We start from the raw sequence: 18,534 nt of genomic DNA on the forward strand, positions 1-18,534 counted from the left end.
GACGGGGGCCTGTATAAACGCTGTCTGCGCTGCGGTAAGGATGGCGACGGCGGGGACGGCGCCAATAACGGCTGGGCGCTGACGAAATGGTGGTGACGGCCGACTTCATGGCCCTGTTCCGCGACTATTCACCGCCTTTAGCCAGTAACCGTGTCGCCGTGGCGGTGTGCGACTTTCCACTCGCCGTCTTCGCGGCGGTATATCTGGGTGGCCCGCAGGACGTAGCTGCGCGGCTCGCCGTCCACTGAGGTCGAGGTGTGTTCGAGGCCGGCGGTGTATGCCATGTCGCCCACGACGCCGTAGGCCAGTAACTCGAATTCGTACGACGTGCAGTTTGAGAACTGCCGGGCAAGGCCGGTGAACAACTCGTCGAGCTCCTGCTAGCCGAAGGCGTTGCGCCATGCGCCGAGGACACTCACCGGTTCATTGTGGGACCAAATCGCCCGGCGTGGACCGGCGTCGCCATTGTGGATGGCCAGTTCCGCCTTATACAGCGCAGTCCTCACCCATGCCAGAAAATCATCAGAGTCTGCCATGTCTCAGTATGCTCCTGCCATCGCAGCCGCTGCGAGGGGACAGGCCCCAGGTGTAGAGACCTACCCGTCCCACAGCCGTGGCAAGGTCCTCAATGAACCCGGCTTCGGGGCTGCGGCATTTAGCTTGAGCACTGAGATGGGCCAATACTCCGCAATGGCTGCCAATGCCGGCCCAGCCGAGTCATACGTGCGCTGGGACGGCTAACGCAGTTTACGGGAGTAGGACGAGCCTGAGGCGGTCCGCTCCAACAGTCCGAAGTCCACCATGTAGCGGCGCAGCATCACAACGTCCTCGGTGTAACTGAGGAGCCGTTCATTAACCTGCTTTTCGGTAAGGTGTTCACCGGGCTCGATCGCTTCGTTGATGATCCAAGCCAGCAGCTCCCGCCGCTCCGATCTGTTGGCTGGATACCTTTCGATCCTGCCCAGACGCATAAAACGGTCCACTCCGCTCTGCGGCTGGCGCCGGGGCAGCTGGGTGAGTAGGTCACGGAAGATCGATTCAGGTGCCACCAGTTCGTCCGCAGCATTCCGTTCGACGAGCCCCGACTCGAGCAGGGCGGCGAGCGCCCGGTTTCGCCGCTGGTCCTGCGCGCCGGCAAGCACCTCGGGAAGCTCTGCTCCGAGCACAACTTGTGCGTAGGCGATTCGGGCGTCGCTGTTGGCGAGGGCCGCCACCACTCGCCGCCAATGGGGCCCGCTAAACCTCGTCCCTCCGGCCACAGCATTTCCTCACTCTGCGTCTTCGCCCACTTGTGCTGATCACGGTGCTGAAATCGTAGTCCTGATGCCGGTGCTGCGGAACCGCGGGCGGCCAGCCTCGAGCCCTTCGGCAGGGTCTGGATCACGATGGGTAGCGGGTCTACATTGGTTCTGGCTGCGCAGTTGGCCAACCCACCACCAACCCAGGAGGCGACGATGAGCCCCAACCCAAAACAACCCATAACCGATGACAGCATCCAAGTCCGCCAAGTCAACCATTACCAGTTCAGCTGGGTGGCCGGAGAAGCGGCGAAACCTGGCACCTGGACCCTCCAGCTGGTCCTTGACCAAGGCGCCTGGGAAGAAGTGCTCACGCTCGACGCGGAGGACGCCGAGGTTCTCCAAAACCTCTTGAAGCGTTCGGCAACGGTGTACTACGACGTGCGGCGCCGGACGCTGATGTTCGGAACCACGCCAGCCGGGCAGTAATTGGCGTTGCCGGCTGTTTCGTCCTGCCGGCTTTTCGGTCCTGCCGGCATGTCAGTCCTGGCGCCCTTCGAGGATCCGCCGCGCATCCGCCTGGGCTTCGAGGGCCAGCTCGCTCATTACCTCGCCCGTCATATGGCCCGCGGAGGAAATGATGCTCCGGAGTTCCGAGACTGTCCGCGGCGTGGCCACGCCGCGGTGTGCCATGGCGTGGCAGTTGGGGCATAACGGTACGAGGTCGGCAACGGGGTCCAGTTGGTACCCGTCCCCGAGCATTACTGGCGGCACGACGTGGTGCACGTCAATGAAACCCCTGCCAATATCGCCGTAGGAGGCCTCGAACGAGAAACCGCACGCAGCGCAGGACGTTCCATGGAACGCCAGGCACACGCGCCGTGCGTCAGGGTTTCGCTCGTAGCGGTTCACCTCGACAGTACTAACAGCGTGCGGCGGGTAGGTTCCCGAAACCAGCTGCTGAGGCGCCACCGTCGATGGTCCGTAGTCCCGCCACAGCTGGCGAAGATCCGGTTCCGCCCCAGGCGGAACGGCCAGACTTGAGCGGCCTTGTGCGTCATCCCAGGGAATCGCAGGGACGGCTGCGCTGAGGGCGTCGGGGCGTATTTGCTCGCCAAGGGGGAGAAGGGCGTCGAAAGCGACGCTGACATAGCAGCCAGGTGCATCAGTATCCCCGGAATGGACGGACTCATACGGTTCGGAGAACACCACCCCATGGCCGATCAGGCCGGCGCACGCGTCACTGCCTCCCTGCAGCAGGAGCCAAGCCTCAGTACCCGTCAGGATGTTCCGGTTGTCGCCGACGCTCCAGCGCTGCAGGGACCAACCGGACTCCGCAACCTGCTCGACGGCGGCGCGGTAGTCCCAGCCGTTCCGCCGGTTGGGGTTCCATCCCAGAATTACTGCAGCCACCACTCACCTGTTCCAGCCCACGCCGGATCGCGTCCCTTAGTTTGAACGGCGGGACCTAGATAGGTTCCTTGGCCAGCGCCTTGGTCTTTGCCGGCGTTTCGCGTCCCAGGCGCTGATCAAGCGTGACACGCAGCCTGGCGGCTGCTACTTGGACGCGATGCTCAGCCGGGGAAGTCTTCTTTTGGGCCGGTTTGGCAGGGGAGCTGCTGCGGGGAGTAGGGACGAAGCGGTGTTCAGATGATGCTGCACTCATTCTCCGACCACCTTAATCTTGTCCTTATCCGTCGTTTCATTGTCGCCTATGTCGGCACGTGAGTCCACGAAGGCAAACGTCTGGTCCGAAAGGCCTTCCTGCGCATTGTCATCGGCATTGTCATCACCCCAGACGTTCTTCCAGGCAATGTCGAACAATTCGAGTTCCTCGGTCCGTGCCAGGTCGCTGCGCGCCAGAACTTCAAGAGTCGCCAGCCCCAATGCCTTCGTACCCTCATCTTCGTCCAACGCCCGGTCCAGCGCCCATTGGGTGCGACGCCACCATTCCGCACGGCTGTCCGCTTCAGTCTTCTGCTGTAGCGCCTGGGCGTCCGCTTCCCGCTTCTGGTCCAGCGCCGTCTTGTCCGCCGCGGTGCGTTGCTTGAGGGTGCGCCAGTTGATGTAAAACGCCAGCAAAGCTGCGACGAGAACCGCCAACGGCCCCAGGCCGGCGAGGATGACCCACCAGTCGGCCGGCCCCGAATGAATTATGACGTCGAGCGGAGTGGGGGACGGAGCAGGAGTCACTCCACCAGCCTATGTGGCCGCAAGCCCACCACGAGCGTGGAGAAGAGCCTTTCCGCGTCTGTGTCGCGGCCGCCGGCTGACGCCACCGGGAGTAGACGTAAATCGTCAGACGGCGGTGTAGCCTCCGTCCACCAGGTAGTAGCCGCCTGTCATGAAGGAAGCTTCTTCTGACAGCAGGAAGCAAACGAGGTGGGAGACTTCCTCCGCGGTACCCAGGCGGTTGAGGGCGTGTTTGCCCTTCAGGACCTGCAGGATCTCAGGACTGAGACTGCTTTCGACGAGCGGTGTCCGGATGTAGCCGGGGCCGACGGAGTTGATGCGCAGTCCCTGCGGGCCGTACTCGGCCGCCGCATTCTTCGTGATCCCCACAACGCCATGTTTGGCAGCGGTGTAGGCGCCGTTGCCGAGGGCAGCGACTGTGCCGTGGATGGAGGCCATGTTCACAATCGAGCATCCCGCTGCGCCGGCCTCAAGCATCCGGGGGATCTGATACCGCATCCCGTAGAGGACGCCATTGAGGTTGATGCCAATGACCTTGTCCCATTCGTCGAGGTCCGTTTCACCGGCTGGTGCCTGCTTGCCGCCGATGCCGGCGTTGTTCACCGCCAAGTGCAATGCCCCGTATGTATCCACGGCGTGGCGGACCACCATTTCGGCGTCCTGCTTGCTGGCAGTATCCTGCCTTACCGCCGAGGCGGTTCCGCCGGCGTCGGATATTTCCTGGCCAACACGTTGCGCCGCCTCAAGGTTGATATCAGTGACCACGACGCTGGCCCCTTTGGCAGCCAACTCCTTGCTGATTGCTTCGCCGATGCCGGAGCCGCCTCCGGTGACAATGGCGACTTTGCCGGTGAACTGTGCCATTTTGACTTCCTCTCAGTTGCCGCGGCATCCGCGGCACTTCCGATGGTTGCAGGCTGTGATCCACGCTACAGCCTGGAGCTGGAAGCCAGCCTATTGCCCTTCCGTCGCGCCGCGCCTGGGGAGAGGCGTCCCCTCATGTGGCGGGGCCAGGACCGGCCGCGGGACTTCCCCGGCGCCCTGGTCGAGCCGGAACGGCGGGTACTCGTCACGCATCAGCGAAGTGTAGGCGAGGACGCGGTATATCCAGCGGTTGATCCCGAGTATCAGGTCGAACAGCGGGCGCTGGTACCGGCCGGTGAAGAGCAAGGCCACCACGGCAATCAGGACAAGCAGCCCCAGCAGGGAGAGTCCTGTTCCACGTTCGTAGGTGGTCCCCAGATCACCCGTATCCGCTTGCCAGGTCCAGGTGGTACCGGCGAGCGCGGCGACGACGAGCAGGTGCGGGATTGCCAGGAGCCACCATTTGACCAGGACCAGCCCGCGGGAAAGCCGTTCGGGGTAGTCCACTTCGAAGTCGGCAGGATAGTTCGTGCGGGCGAGGGTGAAGGGCGGGTAGAGGTCCGTGCCTGCGGCGGCGTAGGCGTAGAAGGCGACCCTCCAGTTCCACCGCAGAACTCCCACATTGAAATTGAACAGCCGCCGCGGGTAGCGGCCGGTAAACAGGATGGCGAACCCTGCAAAGATCGTGGTCACGAGGAAGGCGAACCAAAGGAAGGCCAGCACGATGACATGCGGAATGGCCAGGAACCATTTCACCAGCCACATCCAGCGCGACAGGGCGTGGTCAAGTTCGCCGGTGAGCCGTGCCGGGTAGGGCATCCGGTCCGCTGGCTCCGCGGGGCGGGGGAGGGTGAGCTGAGCTGCTCCCGGCGTTGCCGGAACTCCCACCGGGGTGCCGGGCAGTGCCCCGCCCGGTCCACCGGAGGGCGGTTCCGCATGCCGTCCGAGTCCGGCGGCTCCCAGAATGAGCAAGGGAATCCCGATCACTAGTGCAACGGCTCCGCCCACGAGCAACCCCGTGGCTGCCGGCCGGATCAGGTCGGACCGGAACCCGGCCTGCACCTGTGAGTCGACGCCGAGGCTGGCGTCGGCGTTCATGATGACAATTGCCCAGCTGCCGGCGGCAAGATCCCACGTGAGCTCCTGCTCTCCGGCACCCGAGGCGGATGCGGTCCAGAACGTTTGTTCTCCCGGCGGTGAGGGTGGGGTGGTGCCCGGAATGTCCCGGTACTCCGCGCGGAAGGGCCGGCTGTCCACGTCAAGGAGCTCCGAGTGGTGCACGCCCGCAAGGTACCGCTCGACGTCGGCCTGGGAAGCGATGCCGATGAAGATCTCCTTGCCGGTTTCCGCGGAGGAGGCCCGCAGCCTGAGCGTGCCGACGTCGAAGGGCAGGCGTGGCGGGATGCCCTCGCCGACGGCGTCAAGCCGGGGCGTGGTCAGAGCGTGCGACCCAACGGAAAGGCGGGCAGTGCCTGACGTCAGGTACCCGTCGCCTTGGGCGGAGCCCACTACAGACGCCACGGTTCCTCCGGCCAGGACCGTTAAGCCAAGGAGCGAAATGAGGATCCCCAGGATGAGAACTATCACTGCAGCGGTCTTTTTCACGATGCTGTCCCGCCTCTCTGCGGGGCCGTCCAGTGCCGACGGCGCCTGTTTGCGTTGATACCCGCGAACTGCCCGGAGTCCGCGGGGAGGCCGCCCAGCGTAGGGACAGTGTGCTCTCGATGGAACAGCTTGTCGATAACCAAATTTGGGGCGGTTTCGGGGTGCCTGGGAGGGGTTGGGCAGCCCTGCTGCCCCGCCCTGCGCCGCTACTTCCCCGCCTGCCGGGAGGAGAGTACGCTTGGGTCACCGTTAGGAAGTGTGCGGCCACCATTGCAGACTGGGTGTGGTTATCCCCAGCGTTCCGGAAGTGATGCTTAGCGGTTGCTCGAACCCCTCTGACTGCCGGTTTTCCGCGGCTCGGTGCCCCTTGGGCTGCGGGCCGCATGTAACGGGCAAAGTCTCCTTCAACCGCCGTGCTCCGGCCTGCCGCGCAGCACTCATCACAAAATCCATGACTTAACAAAACCAAAGAGGAGTCCCCGTGGACCCTGGGGCCGTTCTGGCGCTGATTGCCGGCTACATTGCAGCCGGAGTTGGTGTTTTCCTGCTGTACTCGCCTGTGCTTGTTCTTGTGGTCGGTTTGTTGCTCACTGCCGGCGTGCTGCAACTACTGGCCTGGCCCTTCCTTGTCCTGATCCGCAAGCTGCGCCATAAGCCCAAGCCGCCGCAGGATGGATCGTGGCTCCTGCAATGATGCAGGAGTTCACACCCCACCCCGTTCGTCAGTATGCTTACTATTATCCGCAAAGCCGCTGAAGAGAAAGGCATCACCATGACGGAACAGAACCTGCCTGACGACGAACTTGAAATCGTCGAAGAGAACGATGTGCTCCTTGACGAGACCCCCGGCGCGGGTTCTTCCCTTGAGCTGGATCCCGTGACCGGCGGCCAGCCTGACAACTACCCCGGCGCAGCGGAGAACAACCCGGACCGCTGGCAGGAGGATCCGCTGCTGCAGGACGAAGTCTCCGGCGAGGAGGAGGATTTCCTCAGCGATCAGACCCTGCGCGATGACATGAAGGCGACCCGCGACGGGGCCGGGGATGAACTCCCGGCAACCACGCCGACCCTGGGCGAGGCGGTCGCCGACGTGGACTTCGGCGAAGACCCCACCGGCCCGGAAGCGGACGCCAGTGACGACCAGGAAAACTTCGGCGGCTCGCCCCTCAGTGAATTCGATCCGGATGACATGGAGCGCTAGCACCCAACGCCGGCGGAGGAAGATGGCAGGGCTCCTGCCCTAGCCGAAAATCGAAACTACGCTAAAATGATAAGCAGGCTGATGAATATCGGTTGGCAGGATCAAGACTGAAGGAGTTTCACATGAACTTGGGAAGCATGATCAGGAATGCCGCTGGACGATTCGCAGGCAGGTCCGGCACCGGCGGAACAGTCCGAGGCACCGGAATGAACGCCACAGGGCGGACGCCCACCACAGGCGCCATGGGCGGCCGGCCGGGCACCGGCGGCATGGCCAGCAAAATCATGGGCATGCTCAAGCGGCGCTGACCCGTCACACTGAACCACAAAGCAGGTCCCGGATCATTCCGGAACCTGCTTTTTGGTCCCACTAAACATGCGAGAACTCGTCGTCCTGGGCACCGCCTCCCAGGTTCCCACCCGGACCCGCAACCACAACGGCTACCTGCTTCGCTGGGATGGCCAGGGGCTGCTCTTCGACCCCGGCGAGGGAACCCAGCGGCAGATGATCCTTGCCGGCGTCTCCGCAACCCAGATCACGCGCATCTGCCTCACCCACGTCCACGGAGACCATTGCTTCGGCCTTCCCGGCGTGCTGTCGCGCATGGCGCTGGACGGTGTGGCCCACCCTGTCCACCTGCACTACCCGGCGTCCGGCGCGGAGGTGGTCCGTGCGCTGGTGTCCATCAGCTCGCCGGGGATAGACCTGCGGCTTCATCCGCACAGCGGGGGCGGGACTGTGGCAGAAGGCCTGGAAGTCCGGCCGCTGAAGCACCGCATCGAGACCTACGGCTACCGGCTGGTCGAACCGGATGGCCGGACCCTGCTGCCCGACCGCCTTGCCGAAGCAGGGATTACGGGCGCCGACGTCGGGCGCCTCCAGCGTGAAGCGACCTTGGCCGGCGTCCATATTAACGACGTCAGCGTTCCCCGGCCTGGTCAGCGCTTCGCCTTCGTGATGGACACCGCTCCCTGTGCGGGCGCGGAGGACCTGGCGGACGGCGTCGACCTCCTTGTTGCGGAGTCCACCTTCAGCGACGACGACGCCGCGCTCGCCGCCCAGTACCGTCACCTCACAGCCGGGCAGGCCGGCGCGCTGGCGGCCGGCGGCGATGTCAACACCCTTGTGCTGACGCACTTTTCGGCCAGGTACGACGACGTCAGCGGGTTGGGTGCGCAGGCCGCTGCCCGTGCCGCCCGGCCAAAGGTCATCACCGCGCACGACCTGCAACGGATTGCCTTTCCCAAGCGGCGGCGGCACCAGGAGCCCATCCAGACGAGCGGCGAAGGGCGGGGCTGATGATTGCCAAACCCAACCATGAGGTAGAGAGTGAATTATCCGGTATGCACCCCGGGCCCACCCGCCCACCGTGTTGTGGAGGTCGACAATGAGCAAAACTTCCGAAGAAGTCTTCGACGCTACTCCTGAAGGAAGGGAACCCGAACTCAAGCGGGTCCTTGGCCCCAAGCTCCTCCTGCTCTTCATCGTGGGTGACATCCTGGGTGCAGGCGTCTATGCAGTCACCGGAACCATGGCGGGCACAGTGGGCGGCATCGTGTGGCTGCCGTTCCTGTTGGCCTTCGTGGTGGCCACTCTGACAGCCTTCTCCTACCTGGAGCTGGTCACGCAGTATCCGCAGGCTGCCGGTGCCGCCCTTTATACGCACAAGGCGTTCGGCATCCACTTCGTCACCTTCCTGGTGGCCTTTGCCGTAGTTTGTTCAGGCATCACCAGCGCTTCCACCTCAGCGAACGTCCTCGCCCAGAACCTGTTTGGCGGGTTCGAGATCAACGGATGGATGGGACTTCCCGGGCAGGGTGTCATCACCGCGGTGGCAATGGGCTTTATGCTGCTCCTCGCCGCCATCAACCTCCGCGGCGTGGGGGAGAGCGTGAAGTTCAATGTGGTGCTCACCCTGGTGGAGATGATCGCGCTGTGCATCGTGATCGGCGTCGGCTTCTTCGTGATGTCCCAGGGGACGGGGAACCCTGGCGAGATCTTCGTCTTCAACGATTACCAGGACAAGGGAATGTTCCTTGCGGTCACCGCAGCCACCTCCATCGCGTTCTTCGCCATGGTGGGATTTGAGGATTCCGTGAACATGGTTGAAGAGACCAGGAATCCGGAAAAGATTTTCCCGCGCACCATGCTGACCGGCCTCGGAATAGCCGTGCTCCTGTACATGCTGGTCGCGGTCTCCGTGGTCAGCGTGCTGACTCCCACGGAACTGGAGAACATCCGGGAAGCCGAGGGTGCGGCCCTCCTTGAAGTGGTCCACAAAGGCTCACCCGATTTCCCGATCGACAGGATCTTCCCGTTCCTGGCGGTCTTTGCCGTGGCAAATACGGCGCTGATCAACATGCTGATGGCCAGCCGCCTCATTTACGGCATGGCGCGCCAGCGCGTCCTGCCACGGGCCCTCGGGAAAGTCCTGCTGGTCCGCCGCACGCCGTGGGCGGGCATCCTCTTCTCAACCGTCCTGGCACTGGGACTCATCCTGTACGTGACCAGCGATCCGGAAAGCAACATCGTGGCCAACCTCTCGGGCACCACGGCCTTCCTGCTGCTGTGCGTGTTCACGGTAGTGAACGTGGCGTGTGTGGTGCTGCGGCGCAAGCGGGACCCCAACCGCAAGGTGTTCTTCACCTCCCCGGGGCAGCTGCCCGTGGTGGCCGCCCTGCTGTGCGCTTTCCTGGCCGGGCCCTGGGTGGGCAGGAACGTCATCCAATACCAGATTGCCGGCGGCCTGATGGCCATCGGTGTTGTGCTCTGGTTCATCACGTGGCTGATCAACCGGAGAACGAACCAGGGTCAACCTGAAAACGAAGCAAGTGGAAAGGCTTAACACATGACAGCTGCTGCAGAATCAACTGTCACCTTTGACGGACGCTTCGCCAGGGAACTGTCCGAGCTCGCTGTTCCCTGGCAGGCAGAGGAAGCCCCCGAGCCGAGCCTGCACATCCTCAATGACGGGCTGGCAAGGGAGCTGGGGCTTGATCCGGAATACCTCCGGTCCCCTGAAGGCGTACGGCTCCTGGTGGGAAACCACGTTCCGGAGGGATCGACGCCGGTTGCGCAGGCATATGCCGGCCACCAGTTCGGTGGCTACTCGCCCCTGCTGGGCGACGGGCGTGCCCTTCTTCTCGGTGAGGTGACCGACACGGAGGGCAGGCTTCGGGACGTCCACCTGAAAGGTTCGGGCCGCACCCCGTTCGCCCGCGCCGGGGACGGCCGTGCCGTCGTCGGACCCATGCTGCGGGAGTACCTCATCAGTGAGGCGATGCACGCACTCGGCATCCCCTCAACACGTTCCCTTGCCGTGGTGGGCACCGGCCGCCCGGTCCGCCGCGACACGATGCTTCCCGGGGCTGTGCTGACAAGGGTAGCCAGCAGCCACCTGCGCGTGGGCAGTTTCCAATACGCAAGGGCCACCGAAAACCTGGAGCTCCTGCACCGCTTGGCGGACCACGCCATCAGCCGGCACTACCCTGATGCCGCCACGGCAGAAAAACCCTACCTCGAGCTCTTCGAAAGGGTGGTGGCCGCCCAGGCATCGCTGGTGGCGCAGTGGATGCTGGTGGGATTCGTCCACGGCGTGATGAACACGGACAACATGACCATCTCCGGCGAAACCATCGACTACGGCCCCTGCGCCTTTATGGACGCCTTTAATCCTGCTGCGGTCTACAGCTCCATTGACGTCGGCGGGCGTTATGCGTACGCCAACCAGCCCGTCATTGCCGAATGGAACCTGGCCCGACTCGCCGAGGCCATGCTGCCGCTCTTCAACGAGGACCAGGAACAGGCCGTGGCCCCTGCCGTCGAGGCACTCGGCAAGTTCCGCCGCCAATACAGTGATGCCTGGTTCTCCGGCATGAAAACCAAAGTCGGTTTGGCAGCAGCACCAGCGGAAACCCCTGAGGCTGAAGAAGCCTCGGAGGTGGTGGACGGGCTGGTGGACCTCCTGAAGGACGGACCAATCGACTACACGTCCTTCTTCCGGAACCTGGCCCAGGCGGCAAGGGGAAATGAACGCCCTGCCAGGGGGATGGTCCTGGACTTGGCTGCCTTCGACGCATGGGCGGAACGGTGGCGTGCCCTGCACCCCGACGCCGGCATGATGGACAGGGTCAACCCCGCCTACATACCTCGCAACCACCTGGTGGAGGAAGCGCTCGCCGCAGCAACGGAGGGAAACCTTGATCCCTTCAACCAACTCCTCGACGTGGTCCGTAGCCCGTTCCACGAGCGGCCGGGGCTCGAACGCTACGCCGAGGGAGCGCCGGAGGACTTCGGCAGCTACCAGACCTTCTGCGGCACGTAGGCAGCCACAGCACAAGCAGTCACGCCACCTGCGGGCAGGCCGGCGGAAGTGCAGGCTTCCCGGAAGCCCGGTTGCCGGAGCCCGGCAACAAAACAGGGGCGGCAGCCGGGAACAATCCCGTCTGCCGCCCCTGTTCGGGGTGGTGTGATTACGCTACGCGGACGAAGGACGGAGCGCTGAGCCAGCTGATCGAGTGGACCAGCGTCTGGTTACCGTTTACGCCGCCGCTGACCACCTGGCCGTCACCGGCGTAGACGCCCACGTGGGTGGGGGTGATCACCAGGTCGCCGGGAGCGGGGGTGGCCACAGTGGAGCCGTACTGGAAGAATTGAGTGGGGGCCAGGTCGCCAACGCCTTTGCCCACGGTGCGCAGGGCCTTTTCCACCATCGCGGTGCAGTCCTGTGTGACGCCCACCTGGCCGTAAGCATTGGCCAGGATGGCTGCGCCGGTGCCGGTGCCGGTGGCTGCCGGAGCCGGAGCGGGTGCTGCCGCAGCCGGAGCAGGCGCCGTGGAGGTGTAGGACATGTTCATTCCGGTGTTAGCGGGAGCGGCAGCAGCCTTGACGGGAGCCGGAGCAGCTGCAACGGCGCCGGCGCCGGGGATCTGGATCCGGTCGCCGGGGAAGATGATCGTGTCGATCGACAGACCGTTGGCGGACAGAACGTCATTCAGGGCTACACCGTTGGCGGCCGAGATGGCGCCCAGGGTGTCGCCGGAGACGACGGTGTGCACGTTGGCTGCAGCTGCTGCAGGGGCAGCCACTGCAGCGGCCGGCGCTGCATAAGCCTGGGTGTTAGTGGTCTCGGTGGTGTCCGGGGTGCCCACGCCTGCATAGGCTGGAGCCCCCACACCGAAGGCAATGCCGGAAGCTGCGGCTACGGCGAGCGCCGGGCGGCCAAGCGACTTGGCTGAGACAGCCAAGCCCTGGAGCGCGATTGAGCGGGCCGGAGTCGCGCGGTGACGGGCGGTGGTGGAATTTTTTGACACGGTTGATCGCCTCTCCCATGCCTGCGGGGTGAGCTGTCGGGTTCGGGTTGGAGATACCCGGCCGGCAGCAACTCCGAACGGAACGGAGGCGCTATCGACTTAACCCCAAGGCCTCGAATGAGGCCGCGGAAACTTGGTTCCCCCGTCCCTGCCAGCTGGAAACGATTGAATCCCGGGTCAGTGGCAGGGCTCGGCATACTGACGGGAATGTCCCGTCTGAGAGGGACACCTGAAGACCATAACCTGATTCCAGGCCCATTGTCACGTTTGGGTAACATACGAGGTGCTCCTATCGCATTTGGCAAATGAATAGATTCATAACCCACATCCTTCTGACCTCGCGAGATAGGCGCGCCGAGCAACCGGCCGTGGTCTTTGTCACAAACTGATAAAGGGATTCGAAAAGTGAACGCATAACCCTTGCCCGGAAGAACCGGAGGGAGGAGGATGTTCGGCACCGGCGAGGAGGCACAGTGACCCAGCTAGGCAAGTATGAGAAATACCTGATCGAGGAATTTTTTGACGACTACCGTGCCGGGGCGCTGAGTCAGCGGACTTTCACCCGGCGGGTTGCGTTCATCACCGGCAGCATGGCAGCCGCCGCGGCGGCGATGCTGCTGGTGGGCTGCACGCCCAGTGAGGTGCCGCGGAGCACCGACCCCATGCCCACCCCGGAGCCTTCAACCTCTTCGGCCGCCGGGACTGCCGGTTCCGGTGCAGTGCCCGGGGCGAAGAGCCCGCTTTCCGTACCCGAGGGTGCGCCAGGGATGACGACGGCGACCGTACAGTTTCCGTCCGGCGGAACCTCAGTCAGCGCCTATCTGGCCAGGCCAGAGCAGGAAGGGCGCAGCCCTGCCGTGCTGATCTGCCATGAGAACCGCGGGCTGACACCCCATATCGAAGATGTGGCCCGCCGCTTCGCGAAAGAGGGTTACGCCGCCCTCGCCCTTGACCTGCTCAGCCGGGAGGGCGGGACTGCGAACATGGACCGCGACGCTGTTCCCGGTGCCCTCACCCAGGCCGGCGCCCAGCGCCACGTTGCCGACTTCGCAGCAGCGCTGGAGTATCTCAAAGCCCAGGACTTCGTGGACGGCGGACGTATCGCCATGACCGGCTACTGCTTCGGCGGCGGTATCACCTGGCAGGCGGCCACAGAGCTGGACGGGTTGAAAGCCACCTCGGCGTTCTACGGGCCAGCCCCTGACCTGGGCAAAGTGCCCGGCATCAAGGCCGCCGTTTTCGGGGTTTACGCCGAACTTGACCAGCGCATCACGGGCGCGATGCCTGCTCTCAAGGATGCGCTCGCAGCCACTGATGTTGTCCATCAGCTCACCGTCTATCCCGGCGTTGACCATGCCTTCCACAACGACACCGGCGACCGCTACAACGAAGCCCAGGCTACGGCTGCGTGGAACGATACCCTCGCGTGGTTCGGCCAGCACCTGTAAGGGCCTAGCTTCCCAACTGTGTGACGGTTTGTTATAAAGCCAGGCGCCGCTGGCCAGCGTGCTTCCCAGGGCGCCGTGCGCCGCCTGGAACCACCCGGTGGCGAGGAACTGGTACTGACCCCGCGTAGGCTTTTCCCATGCCCGACTACGAACGGTTTCGGATCCTGCTTGAGGAGGAACGGGAGCGGAAGGTGGCCCTCCTGCCGGCCCTCCGTGCGGACATCGCCTCCGCAAATTCAGCGCGCCAGGACTCCAACGTGGACGACGAACATGATCCGGAGGGCTCCACCATCGCCTTCGAGCTGTCCCAGGCGTCCGCCCTGCTGAAACAGAGCAGTGCTGGTCTCGGCGAAGTGGAGGCGGCCCTGGCCAGGATCGCCGCCGGCACCTATGGGACCTGCGCGGTCTGCGGGGAAGCCATCGCCGAAGGCAGGCTGGAGGCACGGCCGTGGACCCCGGTCTGCATCCGGCACGCATCGGCAGGCCGCGGTCAATGAGCAGCGGCGTGGACCAGGTGACGGCTGCCGCCGCCTTCATTGACCGCACGCTGCAGAACGAGGGTGCCTGGTACCGGGCGGACGACGTCGAGGGCCGGCTGGGCGGGCAGCTGGCCTCCTACGGCTCCTCAGTGGGCGCTGTCCGGGGAACCATCCGCGACGCACTCCGCAAGTACAAGGACTTCGACCACGACGCCGTGGTACAGCTGGCATCGGCCCTGTGGGGTCAGCCCAAGCCCGGCTCCAGAGCAGTTTTCGAGCGCCGGCTCGCCGCCGTTGTGCTGCTCCAATCCAGGGAGTCACTCCTGCGCCATTCGGACCTGACGCGGATCGAGGGCTTCCTGCGCTCTGCCGGCACGAACGAACTGACCGAACCCCTGCTGGCCGACGTCGTGGCGCCCTTCCTGGCCCGGCTCAGCGGCCGTGACCGGCAACGCGCACATGTTGTCCTCGCCCGGTGGCGGACGGATTCCGACAGCCGGCTGCGCAGCGCCGCCGCCTACCTCGCACAGCAACCTGCCCCCGAAGCCCCACCACAAGGAGACACCCATGAACGATCCCTATAACCTGGACCGATTCGTCGCCGCCCAGGACAGCGGCGGAACCTATGACCAGGCCCTGGCCGAACTGCAGCTGGGAAGGAAATCCGGCCACTGGATGTGGTTCATCTTTCCGCAGATCGCCGGACTGGGCCAGAGCGACATGTCTCGCCGGTACGCCATCAGCTCCCTTGCCGAAGCCCGGGACTACCTGGACCATCCCATGCTGGGCCCCAGGCTGCTCGACTGCGCACTTGCCGTCACCAACCACAAAGGCCGCCCGGCGGAGGGCATCCTCGGCGGAATCGACGCCCGGAAGCTGCAGTCGTCCATGACGCTGTTCCTCCGTGCAGCTCCCGGGGAGACCGTCTTCAAAACCGTCCTGGCCCAGTTCTTCGATGGGCAGCCCGATGCCGCTACCGACGAGCTGCTGGCGGGCAAGGACGAACAGTAAGGGCTAACGCCTAAGGGCCGACGGCGGCGCCCTGCGCAATTGCGCAAGGTACCGCCGTCGGACTCACAAGCTGTAGCTCAACGCTACGGCGAGGGGCTGCCGCCGTTGACGTTCAGCGTTTCGCCGATGACGTAGCTGGACTCCGGGGATGCCAGGAAAACATATGCCGGGGCGAGCTCCGCCGGCTGTCCCGCCCGGCCCAGGGGAGTGGACTGGCCGAACTCCGGCAGTTCCTCCTTGGGCTGGCCGCTGCTGACCTGCAGTGGCGTCCAAATGGGTCCCGGCGCTACGGCGTTGACGCGGATGCCCTTCGGCGCGAGCTGCTGGGCCAGTCCCTTGGTGAAGTTGTTGATGCTGCCCTTGGTGGTGGCGTAGTCCAGCAGCGTTGGGGACGGGTTGTAGGCCTGGATGGACGTGGTGTTGATGATGGTTGATCCTGCGGGCATGTGCGGGAGGGCAGCCTTGGTCAGCCAGAACATCGCGTACACATTGGTCTTTAGGGTGTGGTCGAACTGCTCGTCCGTGATGGCGGTCAGCTCCTCCTGCGCCACCTGCTTGCCGGCGTTGTTCACCAGGATGTCCACGCCGCCGAGCACGGCCACCGCGGTGTCGACCACTTCGCGGCAGACGTTGGGGTCCTTTAGGTCCCCGGGGACTTTGACGGCCTTGCGGCCGGCGGCCTCGATCAGTCCGGCGATACGCGCTGCGTCCTCTTCTTCCTCCGGCAGGTAGGACAGGACGACGTCGGCCCCCTCGCGGGCGAAGGCGATGGCGGTGGCTGCCCCGATGCCGGAGTCCGCTCCCGTCACGATAGCCTTCCTGCCTTCCAGCCGGCCGGTCCCGCGGTAGGTATTCTCGCCGAGGTCGGCTTTAGGCTCCAGCTCAGCGTCCAGGCCCGGCTCGGGCTGGTGCTGCTCGGGGGGAGAGATTTTTCCGTAAGCGGTCACGGGGTCGCGGAAGGTGTACTGGTCTGTCATGGTGGTCCTCCTGTTGGGTAGGGGTGGAACACGGTAAAACTAAGCATGCTTACCGTTCCAAGCCTAGGCACTTCCGCCTGTCCCTGCCAACCCGCATTTCAGTACTGGTTCAGTCGGATTTCGAGTCCCGGCGGACGTCCACCAGCCTGACATCCCTGATGGTTCCCGAGTCCACGACCGCTGTCATGTACGTGCAGGCAGGCTGGCGGCGCCGGTCCGTGGGGGAGCCCGGGTTCAGCAGCCGCAGTCCTCCCGGGGAGGTGGTGTCCCACGGAATGTGGCTGTGCCCGAAGACCAGCACGTCGGCGTCCGGGTAAAGCGCCTCGCACCGCGCTTCCCGGCCCTTCGCCTGTCCGGTTTCGTGCACCATGGCGAAGCGGACCCCCTCAAGGGTGGCGGTGGCTGTTTCAGGCAGCCGGCTGCGCAGGTCAGGACCGTCGTTATTGCCGTAGACACCAATCAGGCGGCTGCTCCGGTGCTCAAGCTGGTCCAGCAGTTCCGCCGTCACCCAGTCGCCGGCGTGGAACACCACGTCAGCGCTTTCGACGGCGGCCCATAACTGCGCGGGGAGTGCCCTGGCACGCTTGGGCACGTGGGTGTCGGCGACCAGCAGAAGGTTAAGCGGCATGGGGAAATCCTGCCATGCCGGCCAGGTTCCGCCGGCGACTTTTTTGGCATTGTTCCTTCTGGCGGGCAGTCGTAGTCTGGGGCTGGAGGTGATAGCCATGGAGGCTGCACAGGGTGACAGGATCATCGTTCACGGAAGGAACGTCGGGTCGACAGACCGGCACGGCGTAATTCTGGAAGTGCGCGGGCAAGGCGGAACGCCGCCCTACCTGGTCCGCTTTGACGACGGCCACGAAACCATCATGTACCCCGGCGGTGATTTCGCCGTCGAACGCGGCAACGGGCACTAGCGCCGCACAGTGATGCGCCGCTTCCGGTCCACCTGTCAGACTGGAGCGATGGATCATTCACTGGCTTCAACGCCGTCCTCCACTCCGCCTGTCCGTACCGGCCCGCGCGATCCCGGTGACGCCTGGGTGGACGGGGAACACGGCCGGTACTGGGGCAGGTTCGGCGCTGCCGGGGTGCTCGCCTACGACCCCGCCAAGGGTGTGCTTCTCCAGCACCGCGCCATCTGGAGCCACAACGGCGGAACCTGGGGACTGCCCGGCGGGGCGCTCCACGAGGGCGAGGACGCCGTTGTGGGCGCATTGCGTGAGGCCTATGAGGAGGCCGCCGTGCCGCCGGAGAACGTCGACGTGCTCTTCACCTCGGTGCTGGACCTGGGCTACTGGTCCTACACCACGGTGGTGGTACTGGTGACAGAGCCGTTTGATCCGGTCATTAGCGATCCGGAGAGCCTTGAACTGCTGTGGATTCCCCTGGCTGACGTGGAACGCAAGGAGCTGCATCCCGGCTTCGCGGCCGCGTGGCCGGACCTGCGGGAGCGGCTCGTTTCCGGCGCTTAGCCGTGGACGTCTGTCAGTAGTCCGGGCCGTATTCGGCATGGACCAGGATGGGCAGGTGGTCCGAGTTGCCGCGCGGGAGGGTCTCCACGCTCGTGATGTCCAGCCCCAACGACGTGGCGAAGTCGAAGTGGCCCTTGAACACCTTGTAGCGGGTATACGTTCGCCGGTTGCTTAGCGAGAGGGCATACCCCGAGTTCTTCATGTGCACGTGCAGGTTCTTGGTGAAGAACGGGTAGTTGAAATCGCCCACCATCAGCGTCATCAGGCCCTTGCCCATGCTCAGGAGCTCGGCGTGGGCGGCGTGGATCTGCTTCCGCCGCAGCGAGTTGGAGGCGGTCAGGGGTGCGGCGTGGAAGGAACCGATCACCAGTTCGTGCTGGGTCTCGTTGTCCATGACGCGGGTCCCGATGAGCCGTTCGTGGGCCGGTGCCAGCACGCGGTCATGCATCGACTTCTTCAAAGCGAAGGACTGGGTGTCCAGGGCCGTGAACCGGCTGGTGCGGTAGTAGATGGCGAGCCCGAGGCGGTTTCCCTTGGTGGCGTCCGCGAGGTGAAGCGGGCCAAGGGTCTCCGGGAGGTCGCTGGAATCCACCTCCTGGAGGCAGAGCGCATCAATATCGTGGTTCCGTGCCAGGGCAAGGAGTTCACCGCTTGCCTTGTGCTTGCGGAGGTTGTAGCTGATGACGCGCATGGAACACCTCTTCCGAGGGTTGCTGACAGGACCAGTTTCT

25 protein-coding genes and 1 riboswitch are annotated in these 18,534 nt (G+C 64.6%); of the genes, 13 read left to right on the forward strand and 12 right to left on the reverse strand.

Annotation, left to right across the window (positions count from 1 at the left end; all coding sequences use genetic code 11):
- Positions 1-137: 137 nt before the first annotated feature.
- The 3 genes from M8J71_RS17140 to M8J71_RS23465 all read right to left on the reverse strand — a co-directional run bounded on the left by M8J71_RS17140 (position 138) and on the right by M8J71_RS23465 (position 1,214).
- Positions 138-365 carry a nuclear transport factor 2 family protein gene (locus M8J71_RS17140; RefSeq protein ID WP_256248937.1) on the reverse strand — a complete coding sequence of 76 codons (228 nt, stop codon included), beginning with the start codon at positions 363-365 and terminating at the stop codon, positions 138-140.
- Between the two features lie 15 nt (positions 366-380).
- Entirely contained in the window at positions 381-536 is a 156-nt protein-coding gene (locus tag M8J71_RS17145; protein ID WP_256248938.1) for a hypothetical protein, read from the reverse strand.
- Positions 537-737: 201 nt separating this feature from the next.
- Positions 738-1,214, reverse strand: coding sequence for a DUF2087 domain-containing protein (locus M8J71_RS23465; protein ID WP_256248939.1), 477 nt, complete (start codon positions 1,212-1,214; stop codon positions 738-740).
- Positions 1,215-1,454: 240 nt separating this feature from the next.
- Here M8J71_RS23465 and M8J71_RS17155 point away from each other — a divergent pair, with 240 nt between their 5' ends.
- Entirely contained in the window at positions 1,455-1,727 is a 273-nt protein-coding gene (locus M8J71_RS17155; protein WP_163164015.1) for a hypothetical protein, read from the forward strand.
- A 51-nt stretch (positions 1,728-1,778) separates the two neighbouring features.
- Here the strand turns inward: M8J71_RS17155 and M8J71_RS17160 are convergent, their stop codons facing one another.
- The 5 genes from M8J71_RS17160 to M8J71_RS17180 all read right to left on the reverse strand — a co-directional run bounded on the left by M8J71_RS17160 (position 1,779) and on the right by M8J71_RS17180 (position 5,900).
- Entirely contained in the window at positions 1,779-2,651 is an 873-nt protein-coding gene (locus M8J71_RS17160; RefSeq protein WP_256248941.1) for an HNH endonuclease, read from the reverse strand.
- A gap of 55 nt (positions 2,652-2,706) precedes the next feature.
- Positions 2,707-2,904 (reverse strand): hypothetical protein, encoded by a 198-nt coding sequence (locus M8J71_RS17165; RefSeq protein WP_256248942.1) that lies wholly within the window; start codon positions 2,902-2,904, stop codon positions 2,707-2,709.
- Positions 2,901-3,431 (reverse strand): hypothetical protein, encoded by a 531-nt coding sequence (locus M8J71_RS17170; RefSeq protein WP_256248943.1) that lies wholly within the window; start codon positions 3,429-3,431, stop codon positions 2,901-2,903. Before M8J71_RS17170 ends, M8J71_RS17165 begins: the two co-directional genes overlap by 4 nt.
- A 105-nt stretch (positions 3,432-3,536) precedes the next feature.
- Positions 3,537-4,295, reverse strand: coding sequence for an SDR family NAD(P)-dependent oxidoreductase (locus M8J71_RS17175; RefSeq protein ID WP_256248944.1), 759 nt, complete (start codon positions 4,293-4,295; stop codon positions 3,537-3,539).
- A 90-nt stretch (positions 4,296-4,385) separates the two neighbouring features.
- Positions 4,386-5,900: a DUF4389 domain-containing protein gene (locus M8J71_RS17180; RefSeq protein ID WP_256248945.1), complete on the reverse strand. Its 1,515-nt coding sequence runs from the start codon at positions 5,898-5,900 to the stop codon at positions 4,386-4,388.
- A gap of 481 nt (positions 5,901-6,381) precedes the next feature.
- On the opposite strand from M8J71_RS17180, the gene M8J71_RS17185 reads away from it, so the two are divergent.
- From M8J71_RS17185 to M8J71_RS17210, 6 genes are all read left to right on the forward strand, one after another.
- The gene (locus M8J71_RS17185) at positions 6,382-6,594 is read left to right on the forward strand and encodes a hypothetical protein (RefSeq protein WP_256248946.1); all 213 of its coding nucleotides are present in this window, start codon (positions 6,382-6,384) and stop codon (positions 6,592-6,594) included.
- 78 nt (positions 6,595-6,672) lie between these two features.
- The gene (locus M8J71_RS17190; RefSeq protein WP_256248947.1) at positions 6,673-7,101 is read left to right on the forward strand and encodes a hypothetical protein; all 429 of its coding nucleotides are present in this window, start codon (positions 6,673-6,675) and stop codon (positions 7,099-7,101) included.
- A 122-nt stretch (positions 7,102-7,223) separates the two neighbouring features.
- On the forward strand, positions 7,224-7,409 hold the full coding sequence (locus M8J71_RS17195) for a hypothetical protein (protein ID WP_256248948.1): 186 nt from the start codon (positions 7,224-7,226) through the stop codon (positions 7,407-7,409).
- A gap of 67 nt (positions 7,410-7,476) precedes the next feature.
- The gene (locus tag M8J71_RS17200; protein WP_256248949.1) at positions 7,477-8,400 is read left to right on the forward strand and encodes a ribonuclease Z; all 924 of its coding nucleotides are present in this window, start codon (positions 7,477-7,479) and stop codon (positions 8,398-8,400) included.
- A gap of 88 nt (positions 8,401-8,488) precedes the next feature.
- Positions 8,489-9,946 carry an APC family permease gene (locus tag M8J71_RS17205; RefSeq protein ID WP_256248950.1) on the forward strand — a complete coding sequence of 486 codons (1,458 nt, stop codon included), beginning with the start codon at positions 8,489-8,491 and terminating at the stop codon, positions 9,944-9,946.
- A gap of 3 nt (positions 9,947-9,949) precedes the next feature.
- Positions 9,950-11,425, forward strand: coding sequence for a protein adenylyltransferase SelO (locus tag M8J71_RS17210; RefSeq protein WP_256248951.1), 1,476 nt, complete (start codon positions 9,950-9,952; stop codon positions 11,423-11,425).
- A 148-nt stretch (positions 11,426-11,573) separates the two neighbouring features.
- On the opposite strand, the gene M8J71_RS17215 is transcribed toward M8J71_RS17210, so the two are convergent.
- Positions 11,574-12,413 (reverse strand): C40 family peptidase, encoded by an 840-nt coding sequence (locus M8J71_RS17215; RefSeq protein ID WP_256248952.1) that lies wholly within the window; start codon positions 12,411-12,413, stop codon positions 11,574-11,576.
- A gap of 3 nt (positions 12,414-12,416) precedes the next feature.
- A riboswitch (cyclic di-AMP (ydaO/yuaA leader) is annotated at positions 12,417-12,580 on the reverse strand.
- A 306-nt stretch (positions 12,581-12,886) separates the two neighbouring features.
- On the opposite strand from M8J71_RS17215, the gene M8J71_RS17220 reads away from it, so the two are divergent.
- The 4 genes from M8J71_RS17220 to M8J71_RS17235 all read left to right on the forward strand — a co-directional run bounded on the left by M8J71_RS17220 (position 12,887) and on the right by M8J71_RS17235 (position 15,351).
- Positions 12,887-13,861 (forward strand): dienelactone hydrolase family protein, encoded by a 975-nt coding sequence (locus tag M8J71_RS17220; protein ID WP_256248953.1) that lies wholly within the window; start codon positions 12,887-12,889, stop codon positions 13,859-13,861.
- 137 nt (positions 13,862-13,998) lie between these two features.
- Positions 13,999-14,358: a TraR/DksA family transcriptional regulator gene (locus tag M8J71_RS17225; RefSeq protein ID WP_256248954.1), complete on the forward strand. Its 360-nt coding sequence runs from the start codon at positions 13,999-14,001 to the stop codon at positions 14,356-14,358.
- Positions 14,355-14,924: a DNA alkylation repair protein gene (locus M8J71_RS17230; protein WP_256248956.1), complete on the forward strand. Its 570-nt coding sequence runs from the start codon at positions 14,355-14,357 to the stop codon at positions 14,922-14,924. Before M8J71_RS17225 ends, M8J71_RS17230 begins: the two co-directional genes overlap by 4 nt.
- A complete protein-coding gene (locus M8J71_RS17235) occupies positions 14,908-15,351 on the forward strand; it encodes a DUF1810 domain-containing protein (RefSeq protein ID WP_256248957.1) in 444 nt (147 codons plus the stop codon). Before M8J71_RS17230 ends, M8J71_RS17235 begins: the two co-directional genes overlap by 17 nt.
- An 83-nt stretch (positions 15,352-15,434) precedes the next feature.
- Here M8J71_RS17235 and M8J71_RS17240 read toward each other — a convergent pair whose 3' ends face one another.
- On the reverse strand, positions 15,435-16,328 hold the full coding sequence (locus M8J71_RS17240; protein WP_256248958.1) for a glucose 1-dehydrogenase: 894 nt from the start codon (positions 16,326-16,328) through the stop codon (positions 15,435-15,437).
- Positions 16,329-16,437: 109 nt separating this feature from the next.
- Positions 16,438-16,956 carry a metallophosphoesterase family protein gene (locus M8J71_RS17245; protein WP_256248959.1) on the reverse strand — a complete coding sequence of 173 codons (519 nt, stop codon included), beginning with the start codon at positions 16,954-16,956 and terminating at the stop codon, positions 16,438-16,440.
- A 97-nt stretch (positions 16,957-17,053) separates the two neighbouring features.
- Between M8J71_RS17245 and M8J71_RS17250 the strand changes: the two genes are divergently transcribed.
- Complete coding sequence (locus tag M8J71_RS17250) at positions 17,054-17,245, forward strand: DUF1918 domain-containing protein (protein WP_163163989.1); 192 nt, start codon at positions 17,054-17,056, stop codon at positions 17,243-17,245.
- 48 nt (positions 17,246-17,293) lie between these two features.
- Complete coding sequence (locus M8J71_RS17255; RefSeq protein ID WP_256248960.1) at positions 17,294-17,803, forward strand: NUDIX domain-containing protein; 510 nt, start codon at positions 17,294-17,296, stop codon at positions 17,801-17,803.
- A gap of 13 nt (positions 17,804-17,816) precedes the next feature.
- Here M8J71_RS17255 and M8J71_RS17260 read toward each other — a convergent pair whose 3' ends face one another.
- Positions 17,817-18,494 carry an endonuclease/exonuclease/phosphatase family protein gene (locus tag M8J71_RS17260; RefSeq protein WP_163163987.1) on the reverse strand — a complete coding sequence of 226 codons (678 nt, stop codon included), beginning with the start codon at positions 18,492-18,494 and terminating at the stop codon, positions 17,817-17,819.
- Positions 18,495-18,534 lie beyond the last annotated feature (40 nt).

The organism is Pseudarthrobacter sp. R1 (assembly GCF_024494415.1).
Classification (GTDB): domain Bacteria; phylum Actinomycetota; class Actinomycetes; order Actinomycetales; family Micrococcaceae; genus Arthrobacter.

What these genes read in the sequence shown, in the direction of transcription:
- M8J71_RS17145 (WP_256248938.1), bottom strand. Translation starts at nt 536, where the DNA reads ATGGCAGACTCTGATGATTTTCTGGCATGGGTGAGGACTGCGCTGTAT.
- M8J71_RS17155 (WP_163164015.1), top strand. Translation starts at nt 1,455, where the DNA reads ATGAGCCCCAACCCAAAACAACCCATAACCGATGACAGCATCCAAGTC.
- M8J71_RS17165 (WP_256248942.1), bottom strand. Translation starts at nt 2,904, where the DNA reads ATGAGTGCAGCATCATCTGAACACCGCTTCGTCCCTACTCCCCGCAGC.
- M8J71_RS17175 (WP_256248944.1), bottom strand. Translation starts at nt 4,295, where the DNA reads ATGGCACAGTTCACCGGCAAAGTCGCCATTGTCACCGGAGGCGGCTCC.
- M8J71_RS17190 (WP_256248947.1), top strand. Translation starts at nt 6,673, where the DNA reads ATGACGGAACAGAACCTGCCTGACGACGAACTTGAAATCGTCGAAGAG.
- M8J71_RS17195 (WP_256248948.1), top strand. Translation starts at nt 7,224, where the DNA reads ATGAACTTGGGAAGCATGATCAGGAATGCCGCTGGACGATTCGCAGGC.
- M8J71_RS17200 (WP_256248949.1), top strand. Translation starts at nt 7,477, where the DNA reads ATGCGAGAACTCGTCGTCCTGGGCACCGCCTCCCAGGTTCCCACCCGG.
- M8J71_RS17205 (WP_256248950.1), top strand. Translation starts at nt 8,489, where the DNA reads ATGAGCAAAACTTCCGAAGAAGTCTTCGACGCTACTCCTGAAGGAAGG.
- M8J71_RS17210 (WP_256248951.1), top strand. Translation starts at nt 9,950, where the DNA reads ATGACAGCTGCTGCAGAATCAACTGTCACCTTTGACGGACGCTTCGCC.
- M8J71_RS17225 (WP_256248954.1), top strand. Translation starts at nt 13,999, where the DNA reads ATGCCCGACTACGAACGGTTTCGGATCCTGCTTGAGGAGGAACGGGAG.
- M8J71_RS17230 (WP_256248956.1), top strand. Translation starts at nt 14,355, where the DNA reads ATGAGCAGCGGCGTGGACCAGGTGACGGCTGCCGCCGCCTTCATTGAC.
- M8J71_RS17235 (WP_256248957.1), top strand. Translation starts at nt 14,908, where the DNA reads ATGAACGATCCCTATAACCTGGACCGATTCGTCGCCGCCCAGGACAGC.
- M8J71_RS17240 (WP_256248958.1), bottom strand. Translation starts at nt 16,328, where the DNA reads ATGACAGACCAGTACACCTTCCGCGACCCCGTGACCGCTTACGGAAAA.
- M8J71_RS17245 (WP_256248959.1), bottom strand. Translation starts at nt 16,956, where the DNA reads ATGCCGCTTAACCTTCTGCTGGTCGCCGACACCCACGTGCCCAAGCGT.
- M8J71_RS17250 (WP_163163989.1), top strand. Translation starts at nt 17,054, where the DNA reads ATGGAGGCTGCACAGGGTGACAGGATCATCGTTCACGGAAGGAACGTC.
- M8J71_RS17255 (WP_256248960.1), top strand. Translation starts at nt 17,294, where the DNA reads ATGGATCATTCACTGGCTTCAACGCCGTCCTCCACTCCGCCTGTCCGT.
- M8J71_RS17260 (WP_163163987.1), bottom strand. Translation starts at nt 18,494, where the DNA reads ATGCGCGTCATCAGCTACAACCTCCGCAAGCACAAGGCAAGCGGTGAA.